Below are 16,047 nucleotides of genomic sequence, written 5' to 3'. Positions count from 1 at the left end.
GCGTCGGCTTGGCGCTTTTCGCGGGAGCGGGGGTCGAGTTCGCCGTCGACGGTCTTGTGGGGGCGGGCGCCGGCGTGGATGCGGGAGCGGAGGAGTTCGGCGTTCTCGTTGGCCAGGTAGCCGCGGAACTTCACGCCGTGCTCGGCTTCGATCAGGGTCAGCGATTCGCGTTCGTAGGCAGCGTTTTCGGCGGGTTCGGGGCCGTCCGCGTCGAGTAGGTCGCAGATGTCCTTGGCGGTCTTGGCCAGCTCACCAGGGGACAGGTGCTCGGCGAGGTTGACCAGCTGTTCCTCGGCGACCTCGAGGTCCTCGACCGGGACTCTCGACTTGACTCGCTCGAGCGCGGTCACGATGGCCCCGGCCTGCGCCGGGCGCAACGGCCGGACCTCGTCGGTGAGGGCAGTTGAGACTGTCTCGTACCTAGACAGCGCACGAGCCAGCTTCACGTCACGGTAAGCATCGCGACGATCAATGCGATGCCGCATGGCGAGCAGCTCGGCAGTGTCACGGGCACCGAGCTCCTGAGCCAGGCCGATCTCGTCGGTGCGGGCGACCAACTGCAGGCGGTAGGTGAGCAACTGGGCGACGGCAGCGTCTACCTGGTCGATGGTCGGCAGCAGTTCGCTGTCGCTCATCGACCAGACTGGCCGCTCGCCCAACTGTTCCATGCCCACAACGATAGACACGGCCACCGACAGTTTTCCAAACCAGAATCCCCTTATTTCCAAGAGGATCCAGCGAGAAAGTTATCCACAGTTGGTGGATATTGCCAGAAGCAACTACTTGGTCGGTGGGGTGAGGAGCTCGAGAGTCTTGTGGAGGGCTTGGTAGGTCTCGGCGGAGTTGGCGCGGATGGCGTCAGGGAGTTCCTCGAGCGCCTGCCAATACGTGACCTTGTCCGCAGCAGGGCGCTCCTGGTCGAAGCAGGCAACCCATGCCCGTGCAGAGCGGACGAGGAGTTCGAAGGCCGTTGGGTCCTCAGCGGCAAGAGCGTCGAGTAGCGCCCGATGGGAATCGGCTGCGTTTGTGGCTGGTTTGCGGTCGTGCCACGCGTCCGGAAGGCCCGCGTTGGAGCGTTCCAGCGCATAGGCGACCAAGGCGGCGACGCCCGGCTGGACCTCGGCGGCCAGAGCATCGTCGTCCGCCAGCTCGACAGCAGTGCGGAGGACCAACGCAGGCCGCACGATCGAGCTGCTCACCCGGCTCAGCCGCGAATGATCCATCGTGGTCTCGATCTGCTCCAGCTGCACGCGCAGCTGCTTGATCGCTCGCAGCGCCGTCTTCCGGTCGGCGCGAGGCTTGCGGACCGGACGGCCGTCGACGATCGCCTGGTCGACCTCGTCGGCCGGGATGCCCAGCAGATCAGCCACCTCGTCGAACGGCAGATCCGACGTCCCCGGAGCGGACTTCCGAGACGCTGTCGCCTCCTCGAGCTGTTCCTCGATCAGGTCGAGCAGGTCGTCCAACCGGCGTACGACGGCCACGAGCGCGTCGTCGGCCATCTTCCACCGGTAGGTGGCGAAGGCGCTCGTACGACGGAACTCGTCCTCGACGACCTGCCGCAGTTCCTCGGGCCAGCCGTCGAACTCCAGCTCCGGCAGCTCCTCAGGCGCTGGTACTTCGATGCTTTCGGGGACCAGCGGCTTGGCGCCGGCCTGTGTCCCGACTGCCTCTTCCTTCTTCTGTCCCTGTCCCGGCACGATAAAGCTCACGCCACAACCTTACGGGGCTAGCCGGTCCGCCTCAGCTGCCAGACCGACGGCACGAGCAGGGTTGCGAGCGCGATCGCGACGTACAGGGCCGCGCCGTACAGCTCGACCGCGGTGATCCCGGCGGCGGCCGCGGCGGCGCCGACGGAGAGCTGACCGATGGGTACGGCGACGATCGAGCCGAGCATGTCGTACGACGAGACCCGGGACAGCTTGTCGATCGGGATGTGCTGGCCGAGTGCGGTCTCCCAGCCGATGCCGAAGATCTCGTAGCTGATCCCGACCAGGAACGACATCGCGGCGATCAGGATCGTGTTCGGGGCGAGTGCGAGGGCGACCATGACCGGGGCGTCGAGCATGATCGCGAACATCCCGATCCGCAAGGGATAGCGCGGTTTGATCCGGATCATCAGGACGCCGCCGACGATCAGCCCGATCCCGAAGCAGGCACTGGCGATACCCCAGCCGGTGCGGCCGAAGGTGTTGTCGGCGACGACCGGGCCGAGGGTCCGGTAGCAGGCCACGAAGATCACGTTCAGCAGACTGAAGCCCAGCACGACCGCCCAGACCCACTGCCGGGAGACGAACTCGGTCCAGCCGACGCGCAGGTCGGTGAGGACCGAACTGGCCACGCGTTCGATCCTCGGGATGGACAGCCGGGCGAGCAGGTACGCGCCGAGGAAGAACGTGACCGCGTCGACCGCGAGGCCGACGCCTGGGCCGGTGAAGCCGACGATCACACCGGCGACCGCGCCGCCGCCGATCATCGCGATCGAGCGGGCGAAACCTGAGACCGCGTTGGCTTGCGGGAGTTCGGCGCGGTCGACGATCGACGGGAGGATGCCGGTCAGTGCGGGCATCACGAACGCGGACGCGACGCCGTTCACCGCTTCGATCGCGGCCAGCTGCCAGATGGTCGCGTGACCGGACAGGACGAGGACGGCGGCCAGGGCCTGGGTCAGGCCGCTGACCGAGTTCGCGACGACGAGCACGAGGTGGCGGGGGAGTCGGTCGGAGATCACGCCGCCGACGAGCAGGAAGATGATGTTCGGAATGCTGCGTGCCGCGAGCACGATGCCGACCGCCTTGGCCGCGTCGGACACGTCCAGTACGGCGAACACCAGCGCGATCGGGGCGATCGCCGACCCGAGCAACGATACGAACCGCGCCGACACGAAGATCCGTACGTCGCGATGCCTCAGTACGGCGAGATCCTGCCGCCAGCCCACCACACGCTCCCTCGATCGCCCCAGAACCCCGGTGATCCTACGGGCGAACAGCCCCGCCCGCCCCCACCTTTTCTGGCAGCAGACCACGGTCACGGACAGTTGTCGCCGTACGGATGGTCGCCGGAGGCAACGAGTGGCGATTGTCTTTCGTTGTCACGCTTGGTGACATGCGGGGGCTGCCGCTGGCGGCCGGTTTTCGCTACCTTGGGGTATTGGTCCTCGATCTGCAGGAGGCTCCGTGAAGATCAACGACGTACTGCGCGGCAAGGGCAACCAGGTCGTCACCATCTCCCCAGAAGCCACTGTCACCGAACTGCTCGCGCTGCTGGCCGAACACAACATCGGCGCGGTGGTGGTCAGCACGGACGGGTCCGCGGTGGACGGCATCGTCTCCGAGCGCGACATCGTGCGGCTCTGGAACGGTACGCCGGATGCCGGCGACGTCCGGGTGAGCGCGATCATGACCGCCGAGGTCCGGACCGCAACGCCGGACGACCTGATCGACAACCTGATGCTGATGATGACCGAGCACCGGATCCGGCACGTGCCGGTGGTGGTCGACGGCGCGCTGTCCGGGCTGGTCAGCATCGGTGACGTGGTCAAGTCCCGGATCGGCGAGCTCGAGTTCGAGCGCGAGCAACTGTCCAACTACATAACCAGCTGAGCCGGCTGACCCGGCTCAGACGGCGATGACCATCAGCACCATCGCCAGCACGAAGAGCAGGCCGATGCCGAGCAGGACCGTGCCGATCAGGCCGCAGATCTGCCCGGCCTGAGCCATGCCCCGGTTGTTGTAGATGCCCGGGGCCGCGTCGATCTCGTCCAGCGCCTGCCGACCCAGCCACCATGCGATCGGTGAGAGGAACAGCAACCCGGTGCAGAGCGCGATCGCGCCCAGCACCAAGGCGACCGTGGCCTGCCCGTGGTCACGCAGTACGCCGTACGACGGCAGGTCGTAGGTCCCGGGCTGCAGCCGATAGGTCGTCGGCGCCGGGACCGCATCGGTGGGACGCTCGGGGTACGACATCGCTGCTCCTCCGCTCAGGGACCCCGAGCAGAGGAGCAAACCTCAGCTCAGGTCGATCAGGTCGCCCAGATCCAGCGCGGTGAGCTGGGGCCGGACGTCCTTGGCTTCCCCTACGACGACGACCAGCAGCCCGTCGGTTCCGACGTACCGGCGGTAGGCCTCGGTGGCCTGGGCGGCGGTGGTGGCGGCGATCTGGGTCAGGTAGGTGTCGGCGAAGTCGATCGGTACGCCGTTCGCGATGTTGGAGCCGACCTGCTGAGCGACCGAGTCGGCCTGCTCGTAGCGCAGTGGCGCGGTCCGGATCAGGCTGTCCTTCGCCTCCTGGACCTCCTGCTCGGTCAGCCCGTCACGGGCCTCCCGCAGGATCCGCAGCGCGTCGCCGATCGCGGCGCCGGTCACCTCGGTGCGTACGGCGCCACCGAGACTGAATGTCCCGCCCTTGCGTGGCGCGGCGAAGCTCGTCCGGGTGCCGTACGTGTACCCCTTCTCCTCGCGCAGCACGGTGTCCACGCGGGAGGTGATCGTCCCGCCGACCACGTGGTTCGCGACCGCGGCCGAGCCCCACGCCGGGTCCCGCCGGTCCGGACCGGCGCAGCCGATCAGCAGCTGACTCTGCACCGAGCCCGGGCGATCCACGAGTACGACGCGGTTGCCCGTGATGAACAGTGGCTCCGGCGTCTCGATCGCCGTCCCGGCCGTCGAGGTCCAGCCGGCGAAGGCCTCGTCGATGATCGCGGCGACGTCCACGCCGGTCGCGTCGCCCGCGAACAGGATCTCCGCGCGCTCCGGGCCGATGTTGTTCCGATAGAAGTCGGCGACCTGCACGTTGGTGAGCGGCCGGATCGTGTCCGGCGTACCCGCGGTCGGTCGGGACCGTCGCGTCGACGTGTCGAACAGGTGAGCCGCGAACGCCTCGCGAGCCCGGTAGCCCGCGTTCGCCCGCTCCTGGTTGATCTCACCGAGCCGGATCGTCACGTGCCGGCCGACATCGGCCTGGTTGAACGCGGGCCGGGTGATCGCCTCGGCCAGCAACTGCACCGCCGGCTGCAGGTGCGACACCGGCACCGAGATCTCCACGTGCAACGCGTCCGAGCTGACGTCGACGCCGTACGCCGCGCCGTGTCGCTCCAGGGCGGCCGCGAATTCGTTGGCCGAGTGCAGCTCGGTGCCCTCGTCGAGGGTGCGCGACATGATCGTCGCGACGCCTTCGAGCTCACGCGGTTCGGCGATGAGCGGCATCGCGATGGTGACGCGGACGGTGGCGACGTACTGACCCGGGCGGTCGAAGACGTGCACCGGGCTGCCGCCGCTGGTGATCGTCGTCGTCGCGGCCGGGAACTTCCACGGCCCGGGTGCGCCGACGGCCGGCGGGGTGGTCAGAACCTGGCTCATGCCTGCTCTCCCTCAATACCTGCAGCTGTTTCGGCCCGGCGGTAGGTCACCTGGACGCGCCCTGCGGCGCGAACCCATTGCGCGGCAGCCGCCTGGACCTGCTCGACGGTGACCGCGCGGACCTGATCGATCCGGGTGTTGATCCGGTTCGGATCGCCGAACAGCAAAGCGTGGTGGGAGATCTCGTCGGCCCGGCCCGCGCAGCTCGCGAGCTGCTCCAGCCAGTCCCGCTCGGCCTGCGCCTGAACGGTGGCCAGCTCGTCCTCGGTCACACCGCCGTCGGCCAGCTTCTCGATCTCCTCGAGCAGCGCGTCCTCGACCTGCTGCAGGTCGACGCCGTCGGACGCGATCCCGGTCAGCGTGCCGAACGAGACTCCGCCGATCAGCGGCAGTGCACCACCGGAGACCGACTGCGCGATCTGCTCGTCCCGGACGAGCCGCCGGTTCAGCCGACCGCTCTGCCCGGCGGCGAGGATGTCGAGCGCGAGCCCGGCCGCATCCAGCTCCGGCGTCCCGTCCACCGGCAGCCGGAACATCATCGTGATCAGGTCGGACGGTACGTCGGACACGACGTCGTCCCGCTGTACGTCGGTCAGCGGGCCGATCGTCCCGTCCGGCGCGGCCGGCGGCTGCGGGATCGCCGGCAGGTGACCGAAGTACCGCTTCGCCGCGTCGAACGCGTCCTCGACCGAGACGTCACCGACGATCGTCAGGACGGCGTTGTTCGGCCCGTAGTACTTGCGGAAGAACGCGTGCACGTCCTCGACCGACGCGGCGTCGAGGTCGGCCATCGAGCCGATCGTCATGTGCGCGTACGGGTGGTCCGCGGGGAACGCGAGCTTGACGAGCCGCTCGTAGGAGTCGCCGTACGGGCGGTTGTCGTAGCTCTGCCGCTTCTCTTCCTTGACCACGTCGCGCTGGTTGTCCAGGTTCTCCTGGTTGACCGCGTCGAGCAGGTAGCCCATCCGGTCCGCCTCGAGCCAGAGCGCGAGGTCGAGACCGCCGCTGGGCAGGGACTCGAAGTAGTTGGTCCGGTCGAAGAAGGTACTCGCGTTCAGACTCGCGCCGGCCGTCTCCAGCAGGCTGAAGTGCTGACCGGAGGCGACGTTGCGCGATCCCTGGAACATCAAGTGCTCGAACAGGTGGGCGAAACCGGTCAGTCCGGCCGGCTCATGGCGCGACCCGACGTCGTACCAGAGGTTGACCGCGACGATCGGGACGGCGCGGTCCGAGCTGACGACGACCCGCAGGCCGTTGTCGAGCGTCTGCTCCGCGATGGGGTACGTCAAGGGCATACCGGCCACCATACGTGGTCCCAGAATTAGGTTGTGTGAGATGTCGATCTCGGTGCAGGTCGCGCATCGGGGTGGTAGATGCTGGGACCGACCCGCACAAGAGAGGTGACACCAGTGGGCAAGTATTTGGTGATGATCTACGACGACGAAGCCAAGTGGGACGCGGCCGATCCGTCGGTGATGGAGCAGAACCACAAGAACCACCAGGCCTTCGCCGAGGCGAACGGATCCGCGCTGCGCGGTGGTGGACAGCTGGACGGCAGCGACACCGCGACGTCGATCCGCGCCGACGGCGACGGCGGTTTCGTGGTCACCGACGGAACCTTCGCGGAGACCAAGGAAGTGATGGGCGGGTACTACGTCATCGAGGCGGCCGACCTCGACGACGCACTCGCGATCGCCAAGCAGGTCCCGTCCCCGATGGGTGGTGTCGAGGTCCGGCCCCTCATCAACGGTGGCTGAATCCGTCGTCGAGGCGGTGGCGGAGGCTCACTCGAAGGAGTGGGCCTCCGTCCTGGCCGCGACCGCGCGGGTCGCTGCCGACTTCGATCTGGCTGAGGACTGTGTTCAGGACGCCTATGCGAAGGCCATGGTGCACTGGGCCGAGCAGGGCATTCCCCGGCGGCCGGGTGCCTGGCTGACAACGGTCGCGACCCGGCGGGCGCTGGAGTTGCGGCGGCGGGCCGGCGTCGCGCAGCGGAAGCTGCCGTTGTTGCTGCCGGACCCGGTCGACGACCTCACGGTGTTCCCGGATGATCGGCTGCGGCTGGTCTTCACGTGTTGTCACCCGGCGCTCGCGCAGGAGGCGCAGATCGCACTGACCCTGCGGCTCGTGTGCGGCTTGTCGTCGGCGGAGATCGCGAAGGCGTTCCTGGTGAAGGAAGCCACGATGCAGGCGCGGATCACCCGGGCCAAGCACAAGATCTCCCGGTCGGGCATCGCGTATCGCATCCCACGGCTGGCGGATCTGCCGGAGCGCATCGACGCGGTGCTGGACGTCGTACACCTTGTTTATACGGCTGGGCACACGGCTGCGGACGGGGACGGGCTGACGCGGCCGGATCTGGCCCGGCGCGGGATCGACCTCGCTCGGATGATGCGGCTGCTGCTGCCGGACAGCGGGGAGGCGGCTGGGCTGCTTGCCTTGCTGTTGTTGACGGAGGCGCGTGCTGCCGCGCGGGTCGACGACGGCGGGCAGTTGGTGTTGATGGAGGACCAGGACCGGTCACGGTGGGATCGGTCCCTGATCACCGAGGGGTTGGCGTTGGTGCGGGCGGCGTTGGGCCGGTCGGCCGGGCGCTTCGGGCTGATGGCGGCCATCGCGGCGGTGCACGCTGAGGCGGCCCGTTGGGAGGACACCGATTGGCCCGAGATCCTCGGCTTGTACGACGTATTGCTCGAGCGCTGGCCGTCTCCGGTGGTCGCGCTCAACCGGGTGGTCGCGCTCAGCTATGTGGCCGGGCCGGAGCAGGCCTTGGCGGCACTGCGTGATGATCCCGCGCTGGCGACGTACCCGTATCTGGCGGCAACTCGGGGTGAGCTGCTTTGGCGATGCGGGCGGGTGAAGGAGGCGCGAGCGGCGTACGAGGAGGCGTTGGCGTTCACGACCAACGCCGTGGAGGCGGAGTTCCTGCAGGGGCGGATCACTCGAGGCGCTTGAGGACCTCGTCGTGCAGGCGGCCGTTGGTGGCCACGGCGTTCGGTCCGTTCGGGCCGGGAGCGCCCTCGACGGAGGTGAACTTGCCGCCGGCCTCGTCGACGATGATCGCCAGCGCGGCCATGTCGTACAGGTTGAGCTCGGGCTCGGCGGCGATGTCGACCGCGCCCTCGGCGACGAGCATGTACGACCAGAAATCGCCGTACGCGCGGGTCCGCCAGACGGAATCCATCAGCTCGGCCCACTGGTTCTTCTTGCCGATCTTCTCCCAGCCCTTGAGCGAGGCGTAGGACAGCGACGCGTCCTCGATCTTGCTCACGTCGCTGACCCGGCACGGGTGGGACGAGTGCAGCGCGCGGCCGGTCCAGGCGCCGTCGCCGTACGACGCCCACCAGCGCTTGCCGAGCGCCGGGGCGGAGACCACGCCGACGACGACCTGGTCCTCGATCATCAGACTGATCAGCGTGGCCCAGACCGGGACGCCGCGGATGTAGTTCTTGGTGCCGTCGATCGGGTCGACCACCCAGCGGCGGACGCCCCAGCCGGTGGTGCCCTCCTCCTCGCCCACGAACGCGTCCCGCGGGCGGGCCCGGGCCAGCGTCTTGCGCATCACGTCTTCGACCTTCGAGTCCGACTCGCTCACCGGGGTCAGGTCCGGCTTGGTGGCCACGTGCAGATCGAGCGCCTTGTAGCGGTCCATCGTGGTCGAGTCCGCGTCGTCGGCCAGGATGTGGGCGAGCCGCAGGTCATCCGTGTGCGAAGGCATGCCGGAAGGCTAGCCTGACCCGCCGCTGAGCGGGGCAGGTGTCCGGCGAACGTTGCGGATCGGTTGCGGCCCGAATTGAACCAACTGCCTTCGTTGAACGTGCAGTTAGTGTCTGACCACGATCTACGAACGCCAGGAGGCGTCAATGTTCGAGCGCTTCGGGGACCTGCCGCTGCACGTGCTGGTGATCCATCTCGCTGTGGTCGTGTTGCCGGTGTCGGCGCTGACCGTGCTGGTGTTCGCGCTGGTGCCACGCTGGCGGTGGTTCCTGCGCTGGCCGGCCCTGGTGCTCGGGGTCGGGGCGCTGGTCTGCGCGTACGTCGCGAAGGAGAGCGGCGAGGCGTTCGTGGCCGCGGTTCCGACGCTGCAGAAGGCGGTCGAGCTGCACGAGACGCGTGGCAACCTGCTGTTCTGGTACGTGCTGATCTTCACGATCGTTGCCATCGCCTCCTTCTTCCTGCTGTCCGGACCGTCCGCGCTGGCGTCCGGAAAGGGGGCCAAGGCAACCAAGAGCCGACCGCTCGAGATCGTCGTCCAGGCCGCCGTCGTGGTGATCGCCGTACTCGTCATCTGGCAGACGATCCGCACCGGGGACGCCGGCGCCAAGGCCGTCTGGACGGGCCAGCTTCCGCCTAAATAGGTTCGGGCGCTTCCCGGCCTTCGCGGCTGGCGAGCAGGCGGCGGAACGAAGCAACCCGCTCGGCATCGGCGCGGCCCTCGGCGACTGCTTCGTCGAGGGCGCAGTCGGGGGCCGACTCGGTGTGGGTGCAGCCGCGGGGGCAGGTCTCGGCGATCTCGGCCAGGTCGGGGAAGGCGTCGATCACCTTGTCCGGGTCCACATGGGCCAGGCCGAAAGAGCGGATGCCCGGGGTGTCGATGAGCCAACCGCCTTCGGGGAGCCGGAGAACCAGGGTGTTCGTCGACGTATGGCGTCCCCGGCCGGTGACGACGTTCACGACGCCGATCGCCCGGTCCGCTCCCGGGATGAGTCCGTTCACCAGCGTCGACTTGCCGACTCCGGAGTGGCCGACGAGGACGCTCGTACGGTCGTCGAGCTGCTCGCGCAGTTCGCTGAGGTCGCCGCCTTGGCGCGTCGCCACGGACTCGACCCCGAGTGGCCGGTAGATCGACAGCAGCGGATCGGGGTCGGCCAGGTCGGTCTTGGTCAGGCAGAGCAGTGGCCGCATGCCGGCGTCGTACGCCGCGACCAGGAAGCGGTCGATGAGTCCGGTGCGCGGTTCCGGGTTCGCGACCGCGACGACGATGACCAGCTGGTCCGCGTTCGCGACCAGCGGTCGCTCGACCGGGTCGTCGTCATCGGCCGATCGACGCAGCAGCGTGGTCCGGGGGAGCACCTCGACGATCCGCGCCAGCGTTCCCTCGTCGCCGGTCGCGTTCCCGTCGAGCTTGACCCGGTCGCCGACGATCACGCCGGTCCGGCCGAGCTGGCGAGCCTTCATCGCGGTGACCTCGAAGCCGCCGTCGGCGTCGTCGACCCAGCACGCGTAGCGGCCGCGGTCGCGGGTGAAGACGAATCCGATCACGGCGTCGTCGTACGAGGGGCGGTCCTTGGTCCGCGGCCGGGTCCGGCGCTTGGGCCGGTCGTACTTGGCCTCCTCGTCGTACCGCGACATCAGCTCGTGAGCTCCGACCAGAGTTCGGGGAATTCGGGCAGCGTTTTCGCCGTGGTCCCGATGTTCTCGATCAGCAGGCCGTCGACGAGCAGGCCGAGTACGGCGGCCGCGTGCGCCATCCGGTGGTCGCGGTACGTGCCGAAAAGCCCACCGTGCAAGGGCTTCGGCCGGATCTCCAGCCCGTCGGCCGTCTGTGTCACGTCCCCGCCGAGGGCGTTGAACTCGTGCTCGAGTGCCGCCAGCCGGTCCGTCTCGTGGTTGCGCAGATGCGCGATACCCCGCAGGTACGACGGCCCGTCCGCAAACGCAGCCACCGCCGCGATGACCGGCGACAGCTCACCGACCTCGCTCAGATCCAGGTCGACACCGTGCACACGACCGGTGCCGCGGACGGTCAGGCCATCGTCCGTCCGGGCTACCTCCGCGCCGAACCGCGAGAACAGCTCAGGAAGCTGACCGCCAGGCTGAGTGGTCTCCGCGGGCCAGCCGGTCACGGTGACCTCGCCACCGGTGATCACAGCCGCGGCCAGGAACGGCGCCGCGTTGGACAGATCCGGCTCGATCGCGCTGTCCATGGCCCGAATGGGGCCGGGGGCAACCACCCAGCGGTTCGGCTCGCTGTCGTCGACCTGGACACCGCGCTCACGCAGCATCGCGACCGACATGTCCAGGTGCGGCTGGGACGGCACCGGCTTCCCGTCGTGCCGCAGGTCGACGCCCTCGTCGTACCGGGCTCCGGCCAGCAGGAGCGCGGAGACGAACTGGCTCGACCCGGACGCGTCCAGCGTCACCGTGCCGCCACGGACCGATCCGGTGCCGGAGACCGAGTACGGCATCCGGCCGGTGTCGCCGTCGTCGATCTGTACGCCGAGGGTCCGCAGGGCGCCGAGGATGACGCCCATCGGACGTTCCCGCGCGTACGGGTCGCCGTCGAAAGCGACCACGCCGTCCGCCAGCGCGGCGACCGGTGGGACGAACCGCATCACGGTGCCGGCCAGACCGCAGTCGACGGCTGCCGGACCCTTCAACGAGCCAGGCGTGACGGTGACCGTCGTACCGCTCTCACTGATGCCGACTCCGAGCGCTGTGAGCGCCGACCGCATCAGGGACGTGTCGCGGGCGGCGAGCAGGCCGGTCAGGTGCGACGGGCCGTCGGCGATCGAGGCGAGGACGAGCGCGCGGTTACTGATCGACTTCGACCCCGGGACCGTGACCCGGCCGGTGACCGGTCCTTCGGCTCGTGGTGCCGCCCAGCCCTGCTCGTCGCTCATTCCACTCCTTCGGCTCGTGATTCCAGCTCTGAGCCTAGGGCATGGGCGCTACGACGAGGTTCAGCCCAGGTGGAGCTCGGCCCGGGCGAGCTTCGCGGCCTGGCGGGCTTCGTGCGCCAGCTGCTTGGCCTCCCGCTTGGCTGCCTTCGCGCCGCGTGAGGTCTCGCGCTTGGCCGCCTTCGCGCCGCGCTTGGTCTCCCGCTTCGCCGCCTTCGCGCCGTGGGACGCGCGCCAGGCGACGCCCGGCTTGCCCTCGGTGTCGACCGCGGCCAGGAGCAGCCCACCGAGCAGGCTCAGGTTCTTCATGAACTGGATCCGCTGGGTGTTCCGGACCGTCTTGTCCTTCTCCAGCCAGAACGGGTGCCCCGCGATCGTGGTGGGCACCAGCGAGGCCGCGAGTACGCCGGCAGCGAGCCGCCGGCCCTTGCCGGTCGCCAGTGCGAGGCCGCCGACCACGTGGACCGCGCCGTTCAGGCGGACCAGATTGACCGTGGTGTCGGGAATGCGGTCACCGACCTGCGCCGGTGCGACCCGCTTGACCATCGGAACGAGCCGATCGGTCACGGGCTGCGCCTTCGGCACGAGCGGTTCAGGGTTGCGAAGCGAGTTCACACCCTGCACGACGAAAATGACGGACAGCAGCGGCCTGGCCAATGCACGCACGACAGTCATGCCTCCTTCATACACCACGTTCTGTGAATCCCCCGGTACCCACTACTAACTGGGCGCAGTCCTCAGATCGCGCAGCCGTCCGGGCCGCAGGTGGGGTCGTCGGCGGCAGTCGCGTTCGGGCTCGTGATCAGCGTGACCGGCTTGCGGTCCGCGTTCGCCCGCCGCAGCGCCTCCTGGAAGACCTCGACCGGCTGAGCGCCACTCACGCCGTACTTCTCGTCGATCACGAAGAACGGGACGCCGTTGGCGCCGTACGCGAGCGCCTCGGCCTGGTCGGCGGCGACTTCTTCGGTGTACGTCGTACCTGCCAGCACCTCGCGGACCCGGTCGGCGGGGAGGCCGACCTCGGTGCCCAGCTCGGTCAGGGTGGCGTGGTCGCCGACCGGGAGGCCGTCGGTGAAGTAGGCCTTGAGCAGGCGCTCCTTGAGGCGGTCCTGGGTGTCGGCCGGGACCTCGCCGGACTCGACCAGCTCGCGGGCCAGGTGCAGGACGCGGTGTGCGTCGACGGTGTTCGCCGACTTGGCCTTGTCGAAGTTGTACTCGAGCCCCAGCTCGGCCGCGATCCCGGTCACGTGAGCGTTGGCCTGCAGGCCCCACTCCCGGCCGCGGCCGTACTTCTCGCCGAGCCGGGTGGCCAGGTCGCGGGGGTCGTCGTTGGTCGACGACGGGTCCAGCTGGAAGCTGTGCCAGACGATCTCGGCCTTCTCGCCGCTCTCGTCGAGCGCCTGTTCCAGCCGCCGCTTCCCGATGTAGCACCACGGGCAGACGACGTCCGACCACACATCAATACGCATACCTGTCGGCAACCCGGCCCGTTCCGGGCCTATTCCCAACCCGGCGAGGTCGTGACGCGTCTGACGCACCATGATCGACGACGTGATCGACCGCATGGACGAAGAACTCGTACGGACGCTGTTGCGGGAGCAGCATCCCGATCTGGCGCACCTGGAGCTGAAGGAAGTGGTCGGCGGCTGGGGCAACCAGATGTGGCGGCTCGGCGACGACCTCGCCGTCCGGCTGCCTCGTTTCGACCTGGCCACCGAACCGCTCCGCAGAGAGCACCGTTGGATCCCCGAGCTCGCCGCCCGGCTGCCACTCCCGGTCCCGACCCCACTGCGTCTCAGCGAACCGTCGGACCGCTTCCCGCGCGCCTGGACGATCACCACCTGGGTCGCCGGTGAGCCCGGGGACCATGCACCGATCACCGACCCGGCCGCCGCCGACGTCCTGGCCGGCTTCCTGCAGGCGCTGCACACCGAGGCCCCGGCGGACGCGCCCGTGAGCGACCGCTCCGTTCTGTCGGGCGGTCTGCCGTTCGAAGAGATCCACGAGTACGTCGACCGGCTCGACGAGATCCGTGCGATCCGGGCGGACGCGATCGCGGCGCCGGCCTGGGACCGGCCACCGGTATGGCTGCACGGCGACCTGCACCCGGCGAACGTGGTCGTTGCCGACGGCACGCTTGCCGGTGTCGTCGACCTCGAGGAGATCGGCACCGGCGATCCGGCGAGCGACCTCGCGGCCGCCTGGATCCTGCTCCCGGCCGGTGCTGCCGACCGCTTCTTAGAGGCGTACCCGGTGGACGAGGCGACGGTACGGCGGGCCCGTGGCTGGGTCGTGACCCGGGCGCTCTTCCTGATCGCGATGGGAATCAACGGCGACAAGGGCGTGCCGGGCGGGAAGCCGCACTGGGGTGCTCTCGGCCGGGCAGCCCTGGCTCGACTTTAGTTTCGGAGGATCCTTTACAATCAGCCGCCGCGGTGTCAGTAGGCGTGTCAGCGCGGTGGTTGCTCGTGTCTGTGTGGTGTCTGCGCGGTGTCAGGGCGGCCTAGCAAGCTTCAGTCATCAAGTCGAGAACAACACCTCAGAAAGGTACGACAATGACGACTTTCAACACCCCCGAGCCGATCTCCGCAGTCCTCGACATCCCCGCGGGACGCGTCCAGTTCGTCGCCACCGACCGGACCGACACCGCCGTCGAGATCCTGCCCGCCGACTCCTCGAAGAGCCGCGACGTGAAGGTGGCCGACGAGGCCAAGGTCGAGTACGCCGACGGCGTGCTGCGGATCGGGATCGTGGCGAAGAACCAGTACTTCGGGCCGTCCGGTTCCGTCGCGGTGACCGTCCAGTTGCCGGCCGGCTCCCGGGTCGAGGTGAAGGCGGCCAGTGCCGAGCTCCGGGCGACCGGGCAGTTCGGTGAGGTGGCCGTCCACAGCGACCACGGTTCGATCGACCTCGACGAGGTCGCAAGCGCCCGCATCACCACCACCGCCGGTGACGTCACGGTCGGCCGCCTGAACGGCCCGGCCGAGATCCGCACCAGCAAGGGCGACATCCGGGTCGCCGAGGCCGTCCGCGGCTCCGTCGTACTGCAGACCGTCGCCGGTGACGTGGAGATCGGTGCCGCCGCCGGAGCGTCGGCCACCCTGGACGCCGGCACCACCACCGGACGGATCAGCAACTCGCTCAAGAACGCCGAGGGCGCCTCCGCCGAGCTGACCATCCGCGCGACCACCACCGTCGGCGACATCGTCGCCCGCAGCATCTGACGCCTGCAGCCTCTGCCCCCAGCTGTGGCCGCTCGAGCTCTGGCCGCAGCATCGATCGAAGGAGTAGACCACCATGTCCACCACCGCTTCCGGCTTCACCGCCGCCGGCCTGGGCAAGCTGCACGACGTGCTGGCCCGGCACGTCGACTCCGGGAAGATCCCCGGTGTCGTCGCCCTGGTCAGCCGGGGTGACGGCGAGCCGCACGTCGAGACGATCGGGACGCTGCGCCACGACGGCGGCCCGGCGATGAGCCGGGACACGATCTTCCGGATGGCCTCGACGTCCAAGCCGGTCTCGGTCTCGGCCGCGATGGTCCTGCTGGACGAGTGCCGGCTGCGGCTGGACGACCAGGTCGAGCGGTGGCTGCCCGAGCTCGCGAACCGCCAGGTGCTGCGGCAGATCGACAGCCCGCTGGACGACACCGTGCCGGCGCGGCGGCCGATCACCGTCCGGGACGTACTGACGTCGACCTTCGGCCTCGGCATGGACATGACGGTGATCGGGACCCCGGTCATGGGTGCGCTGTTCGAGCAGGGCATCACGCCCAACCTGCCGGTGCCGATGCCCGAGCCGGACGAGTGGATGCGTCGCCTCGGGACCCTGCCGCTGATGTACCAGCCCGGTGAGCGTTGGCAGTACCAGATCAGCAGTGACCTGATCGGTGTGCTCGTCGCCAGGGTCACCGGCCGGCCGTACGACGAGTTCCTCCAGGAGCGGATCTTCGGCCCGCTGGGGATGAAGGACACCGGCTTCCGAAGCTCTCGACCGCGTTGTGGTACGCCCGGATCAGCCGGGCGATCGAGATCATCCGCTCCTCGTCCGCGATCCACTCGGGCCACGGACGG

At 69.0% G+C, this 16,047-nt stretch carries 18 protein-coding genes; 7 read left to right on the top strand and 11 right to left on the bottom strand.

Going from position 1 to position 16,047, the window contains the following annotated elements:
• The 3 genes from AB0L70_RS41485 to AB0L70_RS41475 form a co-directional block, all read right to left on the bottom strand.
• On the bottom strand, positions 1-668 hold a 668-nt coding region (locus tag AB0L70_RS41485; protein WP_363692443.1), incomplete at its 3' end, for a DUF222 domain-containing protein.
• 111 nt (positions 669-779) lie between these two features.
• Positions 780-1,712, bottom strand: a complete 933-nt coding sequence (locus AB0L70_RS41480; protein ID WP_363692442.1) for a hypothetical protein — start codon at positions 1,710-1,712, stop codon at positions 780-782.
• Positions 1,713-1,729: 17 nt separating this feature from the next.
• On the bottom strand, positions 1,730-2,938 hold the full coding sequence (locus AB0L70_RS41475) for an MFS transporter (protein ID WP_363692441.1): 1,209 nt from the start codon (positions 2,936-2,938) through the stop codon (positions 1,730-1,732).
• Positions 2,939-3,176: 238 nt separating this feature from the next.
• Between AB0L70_RS41475 and AB0L70_RS41470 the strand changes: the two genes are divergently transcribed.
• A complete protein-coding gene (locus AB0L70_RS41470) occupies positions 3,177-3,602 on the top strand; it encodes a CBS domain-containing protein (RefSeq protein ID WP_363692440.1) in 426 nt (141 codons plus the stop codon).
• A gap of 15 nt (positions 3,603-3,617) precedes the next feature.
• Here AB0L70_RS41470 and AB0L70_RS41465 read toward each other — a convergent pair whose 3' ends face one another.
• The 3 genes from AB0L70_RS41465 to AB0L70_RS41455 are packed head-to-tail and all read right to left on the bottom strand — an operon-like array spanning position 3,618 to position 6,652.
• Complete coding sequence (locus AB0L70_RS41465; protein WP_363692439.1) at positions 3,618-3,965, bottom strand: DUF4190 domain-containing protein; 348 nt, start codon at positions 3,963-3,965, stop codon at positions 3,618-3,620.
• A 42-nt stretch (positions 3,966-4,007) separates the two neighbouring features.
• Complete coding sequence (locus AB0L70_RS41460) at positions 4,008-5,357, bottom strand: pitrilysin family protein (protein WP_363692438.1); 1,350 nt, start codon at positions 5,355-5,357, stop codon at positions 4,008-4,010.
• The gene (locus AB0L70_RS41455) at positions 5,354-6,652 is read right to left on the bottom strand and encodes a pitrilysin family protein (RefSeq protein ID WP_363692437.1); all 1,299 of its coding nucleotides are present in this window, start codon (positions 6,650-6,652) and stop codon (positions 5,354-5,356) included. The genes AB0L70_RS41460 and AB0L70_RS41455 overlap by 4 nt, the downstream gene beginning before the upstream one ends.
• 114 nt (positions 6,653-6,766) lie before the next feature.
• Here AB0L70_RS41455 and AB0L70_RS41450 point away from each other — a divergent pair, with 114 nt between their 5' ends.
• Positions 6,767-7,114, top strand: coding sequence for a YciI family protein (locus AB0L70_RS41450; protein WP_363692436.1), 348 nt, complete (start codon positions 6,767-6,769; stop codon positions 7,112-7,114).
• Positions 7,107-8,312, top strand: coding sequence for a DUF6596 domain-containing protein (locus AB0L70_RS41445; protein WP_363692435.1), 1,206 nt, complete (start codon positions 7,107-7,109; stop codon positions 8,310-8,312). The genes AB0L70_RS41450 and AB0L70_RS41445 overlap by 8 nt, the downstream gene beginning before the upstream one ends.
• Here the strand turns inward: AB0L70_RS41445 and hisN are convergent.
• Positions 8,296-9,075, bottom strand: coding sequence for a histidinol-phosphatase (hisN, locus tag AB0L70_RS41440; protein ID WP_363692434.1), 780 nt, complete (start codon positions 9,073-9,075; stop codon positions 8,296-8,298). The two genes, AB0L70_RS41445 and hisN, sit on opposite strands and share 17 nt — an antisense overlap.
• Before the next feature lie 145 nt (positions 9,076-9,220).
• Here hisN and AB0L70_RS41435 point away from each other — a divergent pair, with 145 nt between their 5' ends.
• Positions 9,221-9,715 (top strand): DUF2231 domain-containing protein, encoded by a 495-nt coding sequence (locus AB0L70_RS41435; protein ID WP_363692433.1) that lies wholly within the window; start codon positions 9,221-9,223, stop codon positions 9,713-9,715.
• Here the strand turns inward: AB0L70_RS41435 and rsgA are convergent.
• The 4 genes from rsgA to AB0L70_RS41415 form a co-directional block, all read right to left on the bottom strand.
• The gene (rsgA, locus tag AB0L70_RS41430) at positions 9,708-10,709 is read right to left on the bottom strand and encodes a ribosome small subunit-dependent GTPase A (RefSeq protein WP_363692432.1); all 1,002 of its coding nucleotides are present in this window, start codon (positions 10,707-10,709) and stop codon (positions 9,708-9,710) included. The genes AB0L70_RS41435 and rsgA overlap by 8 nt on opposite strands.
• Positions 10,709-11,980, bottom strand: coding sequence for a 3-phosphoshikimate 1-carboxyvinyltransferase (gene aroA / locus AB0L70_RS41425; RefSeq protein WP_363692431.1), 1,272 nt, complete (start codon positions 11,978-11,980; stop codon positions 10,709-10,711). Before aroA ends, rsgA begins: the two co-directional genes overlap by 1 nt.
• Positions 11,981-12,040: 60 nt before the next feature.
• Complete coding sequence (locus AB0L70_RS41420; protein ID WP_363692430.1) at positions 12,041-12,652, bottom strand: DoxX family protein; 612 nt, start codon at positions 12,650-12,652, stop codon at positions 12,041-12,043.
• A gap of 62 nt (positions 12,653-12,714) precedes the next feature.
• The gene (locus tag AB0L70_RS41415) at positions 12,715-13,446 is read right to left on the bottom strand and encodes a DsbA family oxidoreductase (protein ID WP_363692429.1); all 732 of its coding nucleotides are present in this window, start codon (positions 13,444-13,446) and stop codon (positions 12,715-12,717) included.
• Positions 13,447-13,528: 82 nt separating this feature from the next.
• Between AB0L70_RS41415 and AB0L70_RS41410 the strand changes: the two genes are divergently transcribed.
• The 3 genes from AB0L70_RS41410 to AB0L70_RS41400 all read left to right on the top strand — a co-directional run.
• Positions 13,529-14,380 (top strand): aminoglycoside phosphotransferase family protein, encoded by an 852-nt coding sequence (locus tag AB0L70_RS41410; protein WP_363692428.1) that lies wholly within the window; start codon positions 13,529-13,531, stop codon positions 14,378-14,380.
• Between the two features lie 152 nt (positions 14,381-14,532).
• Positions 14,533-15,201 carry a DUF4097 family beta strand repeat-containing protein gene (locus AB0L70_RS41405; RefSeq protein WP_363692426.1) on the top strand — a complete coding sequence of 223 codons (669 nt, stop codon included), beginning with the start codon at positions 14,533-14,535 and terminating at the stop codon, positions 15,199-15,201.
• A 73-nt stretch (positions 15,202-15,274) separates the two neighbouring features.
• On the top strand, positions 15,275-16,047 hold a 773-nt coding region (locus tag AB0L70_RS41400), incomplete at its 3' end, for a serine hydrolase domain-containing protein (protein WP_363692425.1).

This window comes from Kribbella sp. NPDC051952 (assembly GCF_040680855.1).
GTDB lineage: Bacteria > Actinomycetota > Actinomycetes > Propionibacteriales > Kribbellaceae > Kribbella.
Note: the sequence above shows the minus strand (reverse complement) of the source record. Positions and strands in the feature narration are given on the sequence as shown.

Excerpts from the sequence above, each read along its gene's own strand:
- AB0L70_RS41465 (WP_363692439.1), bottom strand. The coding sequence starts at position 3,965 with ATGTCGTACCCCGAGCGTCCCACCGATGCGGTCCCGGCGCCGACGACC.
- AB0L70_RS41460 (WP_363692438.1), bottom strand. The coding sequence starts at position 5,357 with ATGAGCCAGGTTCTGACCACCCCGCCGGCCGTCGGCGCACCCGGGCCG.
- AB0L70_RS41455 (WP_363692437.1), bottom strand. The coding sequence starts at position 6,652 with ATGCCCTTGACGTACCCCATCGCGGAGCAGACGCTCGACAACGGCCTG.
- hisN (WP_363692434.1), bottom strand. The coding sequence starts at position 9,075 with ATGCCTTCGCACACGGATGACCTGCGGCTCGCCCACATCCTGGCCGAC.
- AB0L70_RS41435 (WP_363692433.1), top strand. The coding sequence starts at position 9,221 with ATGTTCGAGCGCTTCGGGGACCTGCCGCTGCACGTGCTGGTGATCCAT.
- rsgA (WP_363692432.1), bottom strand. The coding sequence starts at position 10,709 with ATGTCGCGGTACGACGAGGAGGCCAAGTACGACCGGCCCAAGCGCCGG.
- aroA (WP_363692431.1), bottom strand. The coding sequence starts at position 11,980 with ATGAGCGACGAGCAGGGCTGGGCGGCACCACGAGCCGAAGGACCGGTC.
- AB0L70_RS41420 (WP_363692430.1), bottom strand. The coding sequence starts at position 12,652 with ATGACTGTCGTGCGTGCATTGGCCAGGCCGCTGCTGTCCGTCATTTTC.
- AB0L70_RS41415 (WP_363692429.1), bottom strand. The coding sequence starts at position 13,446 with ATGCGTATTGATGTGTGGTCGGACGTCGTCTGCCCGTGGTGCTACATC.
- AB0L70_RS41405 (WP_363692426.1), top strand. The coding sequence starts at position 14,533 with ATGACGACTTTCAACACCCCCGAGCCGATCTCCGCAGTCCTCGACATC.